Consider the following 15709-nt stretch of genomic DNA (forward strand, 5'->3'; position numbering starts at 1 on the left):
CTGGCTGCACTTCTACAATCACCACCGACCCCACAGCGCCATCGGAGGCCAGCCACCCATCACCCGACTGACCAACCTCCCTGGACATCACACCTAGCGCGTACGGCGGGGGCGAACGGGCTCCACAGAAACCAGGTCGGCAGCGCGCGAAGCAGCCGGGGTGGCCCGGTCAGTATGACGCTGCCCTCCGCGGTGGCCTGGGCGAGCGTGACGATGCCCGCGAAGACGCGCATCAGCGCCACCGGCTCGGTGGTGATCACGACGTCGGAGCTGAAGCCGGGGTGCTCGGTGCAGACCGAGGCCTCGCGCTGGTCGAGGACCAGCCAGATCCGGGTCGGGTCGTCGCCGCGGTAGTCGAACTCGATGTTCACCCGCTGCCCCGGGAGCTCCTGCTCGTCGATGCGGCGTGACATCCACCAGGTCAGCGTGACCGGGTCGACCTCGCGCGGCTCCGGCTCGGTGAACATCCACCGTACGGCCCACTCGCCTATCGCCATGATCACCGGCTCGAGGTCGCGGCCGGCGGGCGTGAGCTGGTACTCGTGGCCGCGGGCGACGGGGACGCGGTCCAGCACGCCCTTGCGTGCCAGGTGCTCGAGGCGCTGCTTGAGCAGCGTGCGGGAGATGCCCGGCAGGCCGCGGTCGATGTCGTTGAACCGGCGGCTGCCGAGGACGAGCTCGCGCACGATCAGCGGCATCCACCGGTCGGCGAGCACAGCGCTGGCCAGTGCCACCGGGCAGTACTGGGCGTACTCGCGCATGGCTCATTGTGCGCTCGGTCCAGGGTTTGTACCACCGAGGTCCAGAACCTGTACTAGGACGGGTGCGTGGTTGCTGGTGGGCTGAAGCCCTCAACCACCAAGGGGGACATCATGACCGTCGCATCCGACCCGATCGTGTTCAAGCGGACCACGCGGGCGCAGTGGGAGGACGCCGCCGAGGCGTGGCACCGGTGGGGGCCGGCGATCGAGGACTGGCTCGGTTCGGCCACCGCGACCATGCTGGAGGCGGCTCGCATCGGCGAGGACGATCGGGTGCTCGACGTCGCGGCCGGCGCGGGCGGGCAGACCATCGCTGCCGCGCGACTGGCCGGCCCGGGCGGTCGCGTCCTGGCGACCGACATCTCGCCGGCGATTCTCGCGTACGCCGCTGTGGTGGCGGCCGAGGCCGGCGTTTCTGTGGAGACGCTCGAGGCCGACGGTGAGGATCTGTCGGTGCTGGCGGAAGGCAGCTTCGACGCGGCGATCTCGCGGGTCGGGCTGATCTACTTCCCGGACCAGCAGGCCGCACTGCGCGGCATCCACCGGGCGCTGCGGCCAGGGGGAAGGCTGTCCGCGGTGGTCTACTCCACGCCGGACCGGAACGGCTTCTTCTCGATCCCCGTCGGCATCATCCGCCGGAGGGCCGAACTGCCGCCGCCGCTGCCCGGACAACCCGGCCCGTTCAGCCTCGGGGCGCCGGGCGTCGCCGAGCAGGCGTTCACCGACGCGGGGTTCCGGGACGTCACCGTCACGACGGTCGAGTCACCGGTCCGGATGGCCACGGCCGCGGACTGTGTGCGCTTCGAGCGCGAGTCCTTCGGGGCGCTGCACCAGATGCTGTCCCGGCTCGACGACGTCGGGCGGGAGGAGGCGTGGCAGGAGATCACCGAGCAGCTCGCGCAGTTCGAGACCGGGGCCGGGTTCGTCGGCCCGTGCGAGATGCTCGTCGTCACCGGGGCACGCTGACGTCGGCGCCGGCCTTCCACGGAAGGCCGGTCAGCCGGAGGTCAGGTCAGAGCACGTGCAGCTTGTCGAAGGGGGCGAGCACCCGCAGCAGCTTGCCGCCGCCCAGGTCGACCACCACCGCGTGCGTTCCCTCGACGGCGCTGATCCGGCCCATCCCCTCCTTGTCGTGGGAGACCCGGTCGCCCTCCTCGAAGGTCTTGATCGGCTTGGGTTCCCTGGGCTTGAAGGGACTCGTGGACAGGTGACGACGCGTCGTCGCGCGAGAAGGCTCCATCAGACCTCAAGTATGCGCCTAAACCATGCTTCGCGTCTCCGGCGGTCGCGCGGCACCCTGAGTTCGGGGGCGTTTTCCGCAGACCTCGGCGTCGTGCCGCCCAGCCCTACGGCCTCGCCGGAGCGGTGGCCGTTGCTCCCTGTAACGGCCTGTGCATGCGCTGAAAAGGATCGACGACTGCTGATCCGCGGGCGGCGGACCCTCGCCGATGCAGGCGGCGTACGGCAGCGTTGGCGCGAGCCTCACCAGCCCCGGCCAGAACGGAGACGCTTCGGCACCCGCGATGTCCTCCTCGGAGGAACCGGCCAACCTCATGAACAGCCGAAGCGCCTGGTCGCGGTCATCGGCGTCCAAGGCGACGGCGAGGTCGTCGACGTACGCCTGCCAGCCGACTAGCACGTAACGCCGACCGCGACGCCGTCAAGGCATCGCGGCCGGCATCGAGGGTCAGCAGCAGCAACAGGGGACGGCGGCGGACGGGGAGCCCGCGGAGGCCACCGGGGTGTTCTCGACGATGCGGACCACGAGGGACTTCGACGGGATGTTGCGCCAGTCGCGGAGAGTCAGCAGGTACAGGCCCGGCGGGAGGATGCCGCGGTTGGCTTCGATGGTGAGGTGTTTGCGGGTCCAGGTGGTCGTCGCGACGACCGGGACCTCCACCGAGCGCTGGTTCGGGTCTGACGAGTGGGTGACGGAGGTCAGGCGTTGCAGCGAGGCACCGGTGACTGACGCGGGGCCGGCGAAGTCGACCCCGTAGGTGCCGCCGAGCTTCAGGGTCGCGGCGACGTTGGTGATGGTCGGACGGGTCACGCCGGCCTGGAGGTACCACGGCTTGTAGATCTCGAAGCGGGTCTCGACCAGGTCCCCGGGTGGTGCGGTGGTGCCCATGGTGAGGACCGAGCCGTCCGCCAGCAGCATGCAGGAACTGTGGTACATGCGGGGCACGGTGGGACTGGCGAGCTGTTCCCAGGCGGTGGCGCCGGCCGGGAGCCGCGCTGCTTGCAAGCGTGGTTTCGTGTTGTGGTCGGCGCCGCCGGCAACGAACGCGGAGCGGTCGGGCAGGATCGTCGCGCAGCTGTGCATGGCGGCGAAGCCGAGGTACGGGCCGGTGGTGAACTTGTGGCTCGCCGCGTTCAGGTCGACGGTGGCGGTGGTCCCGGTGGTGCCGACTCCGCAGCCGCCGCCGATGAGCATCACCTTCTGTGCCTGAGCGGGGTGGAGGAGCAGCGTCGAGGCCTGGTCCCGGCAGTCCGGGTAGATCAGTCCGGGGATCGGGTAGTACGCGTTGGTGGTCCAGTTCCAGCATCCCGGTACGGCGCCCGCGCGGCCGCCCATGTTCGCGCCGAAGTAGCACAGGGTGCCGTTCTTCCTGAGCACCATTCCGGCGTACAGGGGGAAGATCCGGCTGCCGGGCAGCTTGCTCCAGGCGCCGGTGGTGGCGTTGAAGAGCTCGTTGGTCGCGGTGACCTTGCCGTTCGCGTCCAGCCCGCTGACGACGACGGGGTTGCCGACGGCGTTGACCGGACCGTTCGGGTACCAGCGGGCGACGCTCATCAAGCCGGTGGACGTGAACGTGAGGGTGGCCTCGTCGAACGCGTAGGACTCGCGGATCCCCGTGTAGTACAGGCCGCCGCCGGCGTAGCGGCCGGTGCCGCCGAAGAACAGCACCCGGCCGTCAGGCAGGTGCGAGTGACCTGAACAGAACAGGTCGATCCCGGCCGGCATGGGGATCTCCTGGGGACATGTCCCCGGGGTGGTGGGATCCCACAGCCAGGTCTTGAAGACCTTCTGATCGAAGAACGTCCTGCTGTTGCCCGATCCGGCGGTCATCAGGATCTTGCCGGACTTCAGCATGCTGGCGTGGATCGGATTGACCTTGTAGTCGTTGACGGTGCAGTCGGCGACCACCGACCACGACCCGGCGGTCGCAGCCGCGGCGGCCTGCCGGGTGGCGCGCACCGGTTCCTTCTCGGCGGTGGTGTGGACGTGCTCGGGCGAGTAGGCGCCGTTCGGGTCCGTCAGCATGCGGCTGATGCACGCCCCGAGGTCAGCGGCCGGGGTCGTGTTGCAGGTGACGCCTCGGCTGGTCGGCGCTGGAGCCGCTGGTGGCGGAACGACGGCCTCTTGGACGGCGGAGTTGGCGGTCCCGGCGCTGAGCATCGAGACGAGCACGGCCAGGGCGGCGACGGCGGCCGCGCTCCGTTTGTGGTGGCGCGCCGGCCAGTGACTTCCCCCGGCAGGCTTGTTGTCCGAGGCAACGGCTTTGTACTGCGGGCAGGCAGGAGCCAATCGTTTGTTCATGTGGTGCCCCCATAACGCTGACGCCGAGACCTCGGCTAATCAGCACGATGCGGGCGAACCGCCAGATGTTGCGATGAGGTGGAGGTTGCGCCTGGAGCGGTCTATTCCACAAACGGGCCCCACGGCCCGGCGGCGCAGTATGCCAAAACGGGCATACGCCCGCTCACAGCTGGCGCGCCCGGCAGGATTCGAACCTGCGACCAACGGATTAGAAGTCCGACGCTCTATCCAGCTGAGCTACGGGCGCATGTGCCGGTGGCACGGGGAAGAGTGTCTCAGATCGGGGGTCGATCACGCTCGTGGGTTCCCCGGTGCGGCGTGACGGGGCGTACGGCGTACGGGACAGCGGGTGGAGAAGTACACGCCTGTCGTTCCATCCCGGTAACGCCGAGTGGCCGGTTCTGCCGTGCCGACGGGACTCCAACTAGGCTGCGGGCATGAGTTACCCCTCAGGAGGCCCTGCCGACGCGCCGCAACCGGTGGCGAGCGGCTCGGTCGGCGCGCCGTACCCGCAGCCGAACACGCTGGGACCGCACCCGGTCCCGGGTCAGCGGCGCAACCGCGGCCTGCTGATCGGCATCGTGATCGCGGTCGTGTTCGCGATCGCCGGGCTGCTGATCTTCGGCATCGTGGCCAAGTCGGTCGGCTCGACCGGCTTCGCCTGGGGGATGGGACTCGCGTTCGTCCCGATCCTGGTCATCATCCCGCTGTACCTGTGGCTGGACCGCTACGAACCGGAGCCGCTCAAGTACCTGGTCTTCGCGCTCTGCTGGGGCGCGTTCATCGCGACCCTGGCCGCGATCTTCATCAACACCCGCGCCGCGGACCTGCTGCACGAGACGACCAGCGGCGGCAGCCGGGCCGCGGTCTTCGTGGCGCCGCCGGTCGAGGAGTTCGCCAAGGGCTCGGTGATCCTGCTGCTGGCGCTGGTGCGGAAGAAGGAGTTCGACGGGATCATCGACGGACTCGTGTACGCCGGCATGGTCGGCATCGGGTTCGCCTTCACCGAGAACATCCTGTACTTCGGCCGGATCTTCGACCAGCTCTCCGAGGAGGGCGGCAACGCGGCCGGCGTGAAGGGCGTGCTCGGGCTGTTCATCCTGCGCGGCGGGCTCTCGCCGTTCGCGCATCCACTCTTCACCTCGTTCACGGCGATCGGCATCGGGATCGCGGTCAGGCACCGCAGTACGGCGGTCCGCTTCCTCGCGCCCGTGGTCGGCTACCTGAGCGCCGTGCTGCTGCACGGACTGTGGAACGGCGGCGCGAGCTGGGCCGGCGGGAGCGGCTTCCTGACCGTCTACCTGTTCCTGATGGTGCCGCTGTTCCTCGCGATGCTGGTCTTCGCCCTGGTGATGCGTTCGCGCGAGGGACAGATGATCGCGTCCCGGCTGTACGACTACGTGCGCTTCGGCTGGCTGAACGGCCAGGACGTCCCGCTGATCGCGACGCTGCGCGGCCGCAAGGCGCTGCGCCAGAACGCGAAGCGGTACGGCCCCGAGGCCGAGGTCGCCGCGAAGGCGTTCCAGCACACCGCGACCGAGCTCGCGTACCTGCGCGACAAGATCGTCCGGCAGGTGATCGGCGCGGACGCGCTGTCCACCGAGAAGAAGCTGCTCGACGAGTTGCGGGCCCGCAGGCCTTCTGTTCCGTTCCCGCCGATGCCTGCGTTCGCCACCGCGGTCCCGGCGTTCGCACCCGCCGGGCCGGCGGTGCCGCCGTACGGCGGTGCGCCTGCGCCTGGGCAGCAGCAGGGCGCGCCGGGGTATCCGGGAGGGCCTGGGTACGGCGGGCCGCAGCAGGGTGGGCCGGCGTATCCGGGTGCTCCTCAGCAGCCGGCGTATCCGGGCGGGCCTCAGCAGCAGAATGGGCCTGGGTACCAGGGTGGGACGCAGCCGAACGGGACGCCGTACCAGCCGCAGGACACGCCCCGGGGACCGGAGCAGGGCGGTGGTCCGGGGGTTCCTGGAGGACATCAGCCGGGTGGTTATCCGGACGGTCAGCCGGGGTATCCGACCGGCCAACCCGGCTACCCAGCGGGCCGGCCCGGTTACCCACCGGGACCCACTGGAAACCCGGGACCGCCGGGAGGATACGGTCCCTATCCACCGTCGCAGTGACTTGCCCCCCGTCCACGCCGCCACACGGGATGAAGATGACTTTGCTTCTGCGCTGTCCGACCGGGCACTCTGTGCTCGTGGACGGACACCGTGGCTGACATCAGGTCAGCAGCTGGTGAGGGTTCGGAGCGCTCGGATGAGCCGCAGGTTCCGGACCAGGCGGAGCCTGCCCGGATGACGACCGACACCGGTGCCAAGGGCAAGGGCTTCTGGCGCCGCCGCCGACGCAAGACCGACCCGGTCGAGCCCGAGCCGACGCCTGCCGTCGAGCCGAAGCCCGCCGTTGAGTCGAAGCCTGCCGCTGAGTCGACGCCGGAGCCGGCCGCGGACGAGCCGACGCCGAAGCCTGCTGTCGAGGCGACGCCGGATGCTGAGGCGACGGCGGATGCCGCCGATGCGCCGGCTGCTGCGGAGCCGAAGTCTGACGCCGACGAGTCGACAGAGGCGTCTGCCAAGGCGGCACCGGATGCGGCTGCTGAGTCTGCGTCGGAGGATGCTGCGTCTTCCGCAGACGAGCCGGCGGAAGGTGACGAGCCCGAGTCGAAGGACGAGGACGAGTCCGAGTCGGCCGCTGAAGACGAGGACTCCGAGGACGACCGTCCGGCGGTCGGCGTGACGTACGAGCCGGAAGAGTCGCCGGACGGTTTCCCGTTGGAGTACGGCGAGATCATCATCGGTCTGCCCAAGGGCGGCGAGGTCCCGGAGTCCGCGCGGATGGTCGACCCGCAGACGGTCGCGGCCGACGTACCGGAGGAGAAGCCGAAGAAGTCGGCGAAGAAGGCCGCCGCGAAGAAGTCCGCGGTAGTTGCCGAAGAGCCGGCAACCGAAGAGGTTGCTCCCGGCGACGAGGCCGAGACGCCGGTTGCCGAGGTGCAGGAGTCGGTTGCCGAGGAGACGCCTGCCGTCGACGCATCCGACGAGCCGACGACGCCGGACAGCGAAGAGCCGACGGGCGAGGCCGAGGACGACTCCGAGGAAGCTGTCGCCCCGGCAACCGCTGAGTTTGAAGAAGCCGCAGAGGCGACGGACGAGCCCGAGGACGAGCCTGAGCCGGTAGAGGCTGTTGAAGAGCCAGCCGCCGTCGCGACGGACGAGCCTGCCGCCGTCGCGATGGACGAGCCTGACGCTGTTGACGAGCCGACCGCCGTCGAAGAGCCGACCGCCGTCGAAGAGCCGGCAACCGTCGAGGAGCCGGCGAAGGCGGACAAGCCTGCCGACGAGACTCCGGCTGAAACTTCTGCAGCGGACGAGCCTGCGAGTGAAGAGGTCGCGGGGGATAAGGCTGAAGCTGTTGCATCAGTTGCGGATGAGTCTGTGGAGGAGTCGACCACCGATGCCGGCTCGGAGGCTCAGCCTGCGAGCGAACAGGCTGAGGCTGTAGACGAGTCCGGCGAGAAGCCGCAGGCCGACGACGTCGACTCGCCAGAGGGCGACGCCGACTCGGCCGAGGACGACGCCGACTCGACTGAGGACGACGCCGACTCCGATGAGGGCGAGTCCGGCGACGACGCCGCCGAGGCCGAGCCGGAGGTTGTGCTTTCGGCGGAGGAGTTGGCGGCGAAGGCGGCCGAGCAGCAGGCGGCGATGGCCTTGATCACCGCGCTGATGAAGCTGCGCGGGGCGCTTGCCGACAGCAAGCTTCCGCTCGACGTGGTGGGAGCCGACGAGGCCCGCCAGCAGCGGAAGGCGATGCTCGACCAGCTCGACGACTACGTTCTCCCGCGCCTCGTGCAGCTCGAAGCGCCGGTCCTCGCGGTCGTCGGCGGGTCCACCGGCGCCGGCAAGTCGACGCTGGTCAACAGCCTGATCGGCCAGGTCGTCAGCGAGCCGGGCGTACTGCGCCCGACCACCAGGTCCCCGGTGCTGATCCACAACCCGGCCGACGCCGAGTGGTTCGCGGGCGACCGCGTCCTGCCCGGGATGGCACGCTCGAGCGGCGACAGCCCGGGCGGCACGGAGGACCCGGGCCAGATCCGATTGGTTGCCGCTGACACCATTCCGCGCGGCCTCGCCGTACTGGATGCCCCGGACATCGACTCCGTCGTCGAGGCCAACCGTGACCTCGCGACGCAGTTGCTCGCGGCCGCGGATCTCTGGCTGTTCGTGACGACCGCCGCCCGGTACGCCGACGCGGTGCCGTGGGAGTTCCTGCAGAGCGCCTCGGACCGCAGTACGGCGGTTGCCGTCGTCCTGGACCGTGCCCCGGCCGACACCATCGACGACATCACCGGGCACCTGGCCCAGATGCTGCTCGAGCGTGGACTCGGCGACTCGCCGCTGTTCAGCATCAAGGAGACCGTGGTCGACGACCGCGGCATGCTGCCGACCGAGACGGTTGCCTCGATCAAGGACTGGCTGATCGACCTGGCCGCCGACGCGGAGGCCCGTTCGGCCGTCGTACGGCGGACGCTGCAGGGCGCGGTCACCGCGATGACGAAGAAGACGCCGGCCTTCTCGAAGGCGGTCCGGGACCAGGCCGACACGTTCGTCGAGCTGCGCGCGAACGCCGAGACGGCGTACGAGCGGGCCGTGAAGGACATCGCGAAGGCGACCCAGGACGGCACGATGCTGCGCGGCGAGGTGCTGGCGCGCTGGCAGGAGTTCGTCGGGACCGGCGAGCTGCTGAAGGGCCTGCAGACCAACGTCGGACGGATGCGCGACAAGGTCCGTGCGTCGATCGTCGGCAAGCCGCCGCCGACCCGCGATCTCAACGACGCCGTCGAGTCCGGGCTGGAGTCGCTGCTGCGCGAGCACGCGGAGGCCGCGGCCGAACGGGCCGAGGAGTCGTGGCAGTCGACAGCGGCCGGACGGCAGTTGCTGGCCGCCGGTGAGCGCGACCTGGGCCGGATGTCGAAGGACTTCCCGGCGGCCGCGAGCCGCGCGGTGCGCGAGTGGCAGGGCTACGTGCTCGACCTGGTTCGCAAGGAGGGCGCGGACAAGCGGTCGACGGCGCGCATCCTGGCGTACGGCGTGAACGGGCTGGGCCTGTCGCTGATGGTCGTGATCTTCGCCAGCACCGCGGGCATCACCGGCGCCGAGGTCGGCGTCGGCGCGGGCACCGCGGTGGTCGGCCAGAAGTTGCTGGAGGCGGTGTTCGGCGACCAGGCCGTGCGGTCCCTGGCGGCGAAGGCCCGGCAGGATCTCGAGGATAGGGTTCATGCCCTGATGGATGCCGAATTCGCCCGCTACCTGGCTGTGCTCGACCAGCATCCGGTCGATCCCGAAGCACCCAGGCAACTGACCGAGGCCGCGCGCGCGGTGGAGGACTGCACGTGACGGGAATTGTGGATACGGTCAAGGGCCTGGTACGCGGCTCTTCCGATGTCCTGACCAAAATCGAGGCGCTGGAGGACGCGGCCGAGGCCGGCAAGGGCCGCCTCGACCAGGTGGTGCTCAGTGAGGCCGAGCAGATCGTCGACCGGGCCGGGCAGCGGCTGCGGATGTCCGGCGACCTGACGGTGGTCGCGCTGGCCGGTGCCACCGGTTCCGGCAAGTCGTCGCTGTTCAACGCGCTGACGGGGCTGGACCTGGCCGCGATCGGAACGCGCCGGCCTACCAGCTCGATGCCGCTGGCCTGTGTCTGGGGTGAGGAGCCGGCCGGTGAGGTGCTGAACTGGCTGGGCATCCCGCGTCGGCACCAGGTGCAGCACCGCAGCTCGCTGGAGGAGGCGCAGTCCGAGGACCTGGACGGTCTGGTCCTGCTGGACCTGCCCGACCACGACTCGACCGAGGTCGAGCACCGGTTGATCGTGGACCGGCTGGTCGAGCTGGTGGACCTGCTGATCTGGGTGGTCGACCCGCAGAAGTACGCCGACGCCGCGCTGCACAACCGCTACATCAAGCCGTTCGCGTCGCACTCGTCGGTGATGGTGTTCGCGCTGAACCACATCGACAAGCTCACCGAGGAGCAGCGCAAGAGCTGCCTGACCGACCTCGACCGGCTGCTGAAGTCCGACGGGCTGAAGAACCCGACCGTCGTCGGTACGTCGGCGGTCAGCGGCGACGGCCTGGCCGAGATGCGCGGCCTGCTGGTCAAGCGGGTCAGCAACAAGCGCGCCGCGCGCGAGCGGCTGGCGGCCGACGTCGACCGCGTCGCGGACCGGATGGCCAGCCAGTGCGGTACGGCGAAGACGCCGGAGATCGCCAAGTCGGACGTCACCGAGCTGGTCGACGCGCTGTCGGACGCTTCCGGCGTACCGGTTGTGGTCGATGCCGTCCGGCGGTCGTACCTGCAGCGTGCCCGGGCCGCGACGGGCTGGCCGGTGACGAAGTGGCTCGGCCGGTTCCGGCCCGACCCGCTGCGGCGCCTGCACCTGGACGGCGGCGCCCGCCAGCAGGGCAAGGCGGCTCGCAAGTCAGCGTCGAACGAGGTGTCGATCGCCCGCTCTTCGTTGCCTGCGGCAACGCCGGTGCAGCGGGCCCGGATGGACACCGCCGTACGGACGATCACGAACAAGGCGGCCGAGGGGCTGTCGCGGCCGTGGGCGGACTCGGTGCGTTCGGCGGTTCGCAAGCGCGAGGAGTCGCTGGGCGACGAGCTGGACCAGGCCGTTGCGCGTACGGATCTCGGCGCGACGTCGACGCCGGGCTGGTGGGGTGCCGCGCGGTTCCTGCAGTGGCTGCTGTTCCTGGTGGCGCTGGGTGGTGCGGTGTGGCTGGCCGTCCTGGCGGTCTTCGGGTACCTGCAGCTCGAGGATCCGCCGCTGCCGCGGTGGAACGGGATCCCGTACGCGACGCTGATGCTGATCGGCGGGGTCGTGATCGGCGTACTGGTGTCGCTGGCGTGCCGGCTGTTCGCCACGAACGGCGCGAACCGGCGGGCCCGCCTGGTCGCGCGGGCGCTGCGGGCCGAGCTGGAAAAGGTTGCCGACAGCCACGTTGTCGACCCGGCCCGGACCGAGCTGGACGCGTACACGGTCTGCCGCGACAAGCTGGCGGTCGCGCGGCGCTGAGGTTGGCGGTCGTCGTACTGGCGCGCGGTCGTGCCGGCGGGGCGTCGTGCTGGTGGGACCTTGACCACGAAACCGGGACTGTGAACAGGTCATAGCCTGTTCGCAGTCCCGGTTTGTTGTTCAAGGTCCCCGTTGTGGGCGGGGGCTACTGCTGCGGCGGGTCCTCGGGGACGTACTGGGCCGTCGCGACCGCGATCGCCTCGTCGAGCTCCTGCTCGGTGGTCGTGCCGGAGGCGCGGACGACCTCGATCCACGCCTTGAGGCAGGCCTCGTTGTAGTCGACGACCTCGGGGGAGTTGGCCATCTCGACCGGGTCGGCGTCCTCGGGGAGATCGCCGTCCAGGTAGAGCCCGAGGCCGGCGATCGCGCCGTCCCAGCCCGGGCCGACGTACAGGGCGCCGGCGCCGCCGGGAGCGGGCGGGCCCTCCATCGAGTGCTCGAGCTCGAACTCGGTGGTGTCACCGGTGCCCGGCGTCAGCCGGACCTCGAGCAGGCTCGTCGGTCCGCCGAAGCTGACCTTGTAGCGCTGGGGCGGCTCGCACTCGAGGATCTCGCCGCCGGCGTTGCCCTGGATCTGGAAGCTGCCGCCGATCTTGAGCTCGCCTGTGACGGGGGAGAACCAGCGCGCCATCCGCGCCGGGTCGGTGAGCGCGTCCCAGACCTCGTCGGGCGTTCCCTGGTAGGTACGGCGCATCCGCACCGTCGCCGTCTCGCCGGTCCGGGTGACCTCGCGCTGGACCGCGGTGATGTGTTCCAGGATGTCCATCGGTGTGCTGCCGCCTCTCGTGAAGTACTTGCCGGGGTCCAGAATGCCGGGGTTGGCTTATATAAGTCAAGGCTAAGGCTTGGGGGTTGTCCCCAGGCCGGAAGTTCGTTTTCGCGGCGGGCCCGGTCGCGGGCATCTTCTCTGGTGACAGCACATCCGCGATCGGAGGAATCATGAGCAATGACGCGTACCTGACCCTGACGGGCTGGGTCGGCAGTGACGTCGAGCTGAAGAAGCTGGACGGCGGTGCGACGGTGGCGTCGTTCCGGATCGGATCGACGCCGCGCAGCTTCGACAAGAACCAGAACACATGGGTGGATCGCCCGACCACGTGGTTCACCGTCGACTGCTGGCGTTTGCTGGCCCAGAACGTCGCCGACTCGATCAACCGCGGCGATCCCGTCGTGGTCTACGGCCGCCTCAGGACCAGCGAGTGGACCGAGAACGGCGAACCACGCTCCCGCACGCTGATCGAGGCCTTCTCGGTCGGCCACGACCTGTCCCGCGGTACGACGACCTTCCGCAAGCAGTTGCCGCAGGGGCTCGCAGCGCAGCCTTCACCGTTCGACGACCTCCCGGGCGAGGCGAACCCGTTCAGCGCCGAGGAGGCCGCGTGAGAAGTGGACTGTTCGGGAACGGCCGGGGCAGGGTGAGCGGGTGACTGAATTCGTCAAGGAGAACCTGACCGGTGCGCGGTTCGAGGATGTCTACCTGACCGGAGCGAGCTTCCACGACGTCGACCTGTCCGGGGCGCGATTCCAGCTGGTCGACCTGAGTGGCGTCACGATCCGGGGTGCCGCGCTGGTGAACGTCGAGATCGACGCCCAGATCGAGAATTTGCGGATCAACGGCGTCGACGTCGTACCGCTGGTGGAGGCGGAGCTGGATCGACGGCAGCCCGATCGGGCCAAGATGCGGCCGGTGGATGCCGACGGCTATCGGGAGGCGTGGGCTGCTCTCGAACGGCTGTGGGCGGAGACGGTCGACCGGGCGCGGGCGTTGCCGCCCGAGCGGTTGCACGAGCGGGTTGATGGCGAGTGGTCGTTCACCGAGACGCTGCGGCACCTGGTGTTCGCCACGGACGCCTGGCTGAACCGAGCGGTCCTCGGCGACCCCACGCCGTGGCACCCGCTCGACCTGCCGCACGACGAGATGCCCGACGTGCCATCCGTTCCCCGCGATCGTGACGCCCGGCCGGGGCTCGATGAGGTGCTGGAGGTGCGGGCGGAACGGCAGGCGACGGTCCGACGGTTCTTCGCCGAGCTCACCGACGAACAGCTCGCAACGTCGACAACGCCGGTACCGGATCCGGGGTATCCCGAGTCCGAGAGCTTCCCGATGACCCGCTGCCTGCGCGCCGTCGTACAGGAGGAGTGGCAGCACCGCCTGTACGCCGAACGAGACCTGGACGCGCTGATGGACCGGTGATCGCTGGAGGGCTTGCCGTGTCGGCGGTGGGTTGGGGCTCAGCTTGCGCCAGCGCGAGCTGCGGGCTGTGGGTGCCGATCAGTTGTCACCTGATCAGCAGGCGAAGGCGTACCGGGCCGCCCAGCGTGGGGAGGTGCATCCTGATCCGGTGATTCGTGCGGCCGCCCTTCGGATCGCCAGCCATCGGGTGACGGGAGCGGTGCGGCAGCGCAGGTTTCTCGTGGTGGTGGGTGTTCTGGTCGCGCTCTCGGCGGTGGTCAACTTGCTGGCGGGCAACGTGTCCAGCGCTGTTGCCGGGTTCGTCGGAGCGGGTGCGTTCGGAGTCGTCCTTCGGCAGTGGGCCACCGCTCGCCGGCGAGCGGCGGAGCTGGTGAGAGCTTCTGACGGGACCTGACCGGGCGGTGAGCGTGGGCGCCGGTTGGGATTGGGTGGGGGGCAGCGCATAGGCTCTGGAGCATGGCGGAATTCATCTACACGCTCCGTAACGTCCGGAAGGCGCACGGGGACAAGGTCGTGCTCGACAACGTCACCTTGAACTTCCTGACCGGGGCGAAGATCGGCGTGGTCGGGCCGAACGGCACCGGCAAGTCCTCGCTGTTCAAGATCATGGCGGGACTGGACCAGGCCTCGAACGGTGAGGCGCGGCTGGCCGAGGGCGCCACGGTGGGGATCCTGCTGCAGGAGCCCCCGCTGACCGAGGGCAAGACGGTCCTGGAGAACGTCGAGGAAGGTGTCGGCGACACCAAGAAGAAGCTCGACCGGTTCAACGAGATCAGCGCCGAGCTGGCCGATCCCGACGCCGACTACGACACCCTGCTGGCCGAGATGGGTGACCTGCAGACCGAGCTCGACCACCGCAACGCGTGGGACGTCGACGCCCAGCTCGAGCAGGCGATGGACGCGCTGCGCTGCCCGCCGGCCGACGCGATCGTCGACAACCTGTCCGGTGGTGAGCGCCGCCGCGTCGCGCTGTGCAAGCTCCTGCTGCAGCAGCCCGATCTGCTGCTGCTCGACGAGCCCACCAACCACCTGGACGCCGAGTCGGTGCTCTGGCTGGAGCAGCACCTGCAGAAGTACCCGGGCGCCGTCCTGGCGATCACCCACGACCGGTACTTCCTGGACAACGTCGCCGAGTGGATCCTGGAAATGGACCGCGGCAAGACCTACGGGTACGAGGGCAACTACTCGAAGTACCTGGAGACCAAGCAGGCCCGTCTGGTCGTCGAGGGCCAGAAGGACGCCAAGCGGCAGAAGATCCTGGAGCGCGAGCTCGAGTGGGTCCGGTCGAACGCGAAGGCCCGGCAGACCAAGAGCAAGTCCCGCCTGGCCCGGTACGAGGAACTGGCCGCTGAGGCCGAGCGCTCCAAGAAGCTCGACATCGACGAGATCAACATCCCGGCCGGTCCGCGGCTCGGCAGCACGGTGCTCGAGGTCAGCAAGCTGGAGAAGGGCTTCGGCGACCGCAAGCTGATCGACGGCCTGAGCTTCTCGCTGCCGCGGGCCGGCATCGTCGGCATCGTCGGCCCGAACGGTGTCGGCAAGTCGACGCTGTTCCGGATGATCGTCGGCGAGGAGACCCCCGACGCGGGGTCGCTGAAGCTCGGCGAGACCGTGCGGATCAGTTACGTCGACCAGTCCCGCGGTGGCCTGGACCCGAAGAAGACGGTCTGGCAGCAGGTCTCCGACGAGCTCGACTACATCAAGGTCGCGAACTTCGAGATGCCGAGCCGCGCGTACGTCGCGTCGTTCGGGTTCAAGGGCCCGGACCAGCAGAAGCCGACCGGCGTCCTGTCCGGCGGTGAGCGCAACCGGCTGAACCTCGCGCTGACCCTGAAGATGGGCGGCAACCTGCTGCTGCTCGACGAGCCGACCAACGACCTGGACGTCGAGACCCTGCAGTCGCTCGAGGACGCCCTGCTCGAGTTCCCCGGCTGCGCCGTGGTGATCTCCCACGACCGGTGGTTCCTCGACCGCGTCGCCACCCACATCCTCGCCTGGGAAGGCACCGACGAGGACCCGTCCGCCTGGTTCTGGTTCGAGGGCAACTTCGCGTCGTACGAGGCCAACAAGATCGAGCGCCTCGGCGCCGAAGCGGCTCGCCCGCACCGGGTGACCCACCGCAAGCTGACGCGCGACTGACCCAG

12 protein-coding genes and 1 tRNA gene are annotated in these 15709 nt (G+C 69.6%); 8 read left to right on the forward strand and 5 right to left on the reverse strand.

The genetic code is table 11. The features are described 5' to 3' along the window. Window positions 1-59: 59 nt before the first annotated feature. A complete protein-coding gene (locus tag ABD235_RS00005; RefSeq protein WP_344167243.1) occupies window positions 60-761 on the reverse strand; it encodes a winged helix-turn-helix transcriptional regulator in 702 nt (233 codons plus the stop codon). A 111-nt stretch (window positions 762-872) separates the two neighbouring features. Here ABD235_RS00005 and ABD235_RS00010 point away from each other — a divergent pair, with 111 nt between their 5' ends. After that, window positions 873-1727: a class I SAM-dependent methyltransferase gene (locus ABD235_RS00010; RefSeq protein WP_344167246.1), complete on the forward strand. Its 855-nt coding sequence runs from the start codon at window positions 873-875 to the stop codon at window positions 1725-1727. Window positions 1728-1773: 46 nt separating this feature from the next. Here the strand turns inward: ABD235_RS00010 and ABD235_RS00015 are convergent, their stop codons facing one another. From ABD235_RS00015 to ABD235_RS00025, 3 genes are all read right to left on the reverse strand, one after another. Continuing rightward, window positions 1774-2001, reverse strand: a complete 228-nt coding sequence (locus ABD235_RS00015) for a hypothetical protein (protein WP_184793264.1) — start codon at window positions 1999-2001, stop codon at window positions 1774-1776. A gap of 447 nt (window positions 2002-2448) precedes the next feature. Beyond that, window positions 2449-4302 (reverse strand): galactose oxidase early set domain-containing protein, encoded by a 1854-nt coding sequence (locus ABD235_RS00020; RefSeq protein WP_344167251.1) that lies wholly within the window; start codon window positions 4300-4302, stop codon window positions 2449-2451. A 170-nt stretch (window positions 4303-4472) separates the two neighbouring features. Beyond that, window positions 4473-4549: transfer RNA gene (locus ABD235_RS00025), tRNA-Arg, on the reverse strand. Window positions 4550-4739: 190 nt separating this feature from the next. Between ABD235_RS00025 and ABD235_RS00030 the strand changes: the two genes are divergently transcribed. The 3 genes from ABD235_RS00030 (at window position 4740) to ABD235_RS00040 (ending at window position 11371) form a co-directional block, all read left to right on the forward strand. Next, a complete protein-coding gene (locus ABD235_RS00030) occupies window positions 4740-6419 on the forward strand; it encodes a PrsW family intramembrane metalloprotease (protein ID WP_344167254.1) in 1680 nt (559 codons plus the stop codon). 174 nt (window positions 6420-6593) lie between these two features. Beyond that, on the forward strand, window positions 6594-9695 hold the full coding sequence (locus ABD235_RS00035) for a GTPase family protein (RefSeq protein ID WP_344167257.1): 3102 nt from the start codon (window positions 6594-6596) through the stop codon (window positions 9693-9695). After that, a complete protein-coding gene (locus ABD235_RS00040; protein ID WP_344167260.1) occupies window positions 9692-11371 on the forward strand; it encodes a GTPase in 1680 nt (559 codons plus the stop codon). Before ABD235_RS00035 ends, ABD235_RS00040 begins: the two co-directional genes overlap by 4 nt. A 145-nt stretch (window positions 11372-11516) precedes the next feature. Here ABD235_RS00040 and ABD235_RS00045 read toward each other — a convergent pair whose 3' ends face one another. Further along, entirely contained in the window at window positions 11517-12137 is a 621-nt protein-coding gene (locus ABD235_RS00045; RefSeq protein WP_344167263.1) for an SRPBCC family protein, read from the reverse strand. Between the two features lie 173 nt (window positions 12138-12310). Between ABD235_RS00045 and ABD235_RS00050 the strand changes: the two genes are divergently transcribed. From ABD235_RS00050 to ettA, 4 genes are all read left to right on the forward strand, one after another. Beyond that, window positions 12311-12754: a single-stranded DNA-binding protein gene (locus ABD235_RS00050; protein ID WP_344167266.1), complete on the forward strand. Its 444-nt coding sequence runs from the start codon at window positions 12311-12313 to the stop codon at window positions 12752-12754. A 40-nt stretch (window positions 12755-12794) separates the two neighbouring features. After that, a complete protein-coding gene (locus tag ABD235_RS00055; RefSeq protein WP_344167269.1) occupies window positions 12795-13565 on the forward strand; it encodes a DinB family protein in 771 nt (256 codons plus the stop codon). Window positions 13566-13632: 67 nt separating this feature from the next. After that, a complete protein-coding gene (locus ABD235_RS00060; protein ID WP_344167272.1) occupies window positions 13633-13959 on the forward strand; it encodes a hypothetical protein in 327 nt (108 codons plus the stop codon). Window positions 13960-14021: 62 nt separating this feature from the next. Continuing rightward, a complete protein-coding gene (gene ettA / locus ABD235_RS00065; protein WP_344167275.1) occupies window positions 14022-15704 on the forward strand; it encodes an energy-dependent translational throttle protein EttA in 1683 nt (560 codons plus the stop codon). Window positions 15705-15709 lie beyond the last annotated feature (5 nt).

The organism is Kribbella lupini, assembly GCF_039529595.1.
Lineage (GTDB): Bacteria > Actinomycetota > Actinomycetes > Propionibacteriales > Kribbellaceae > Kribbella > Kribbella lupini.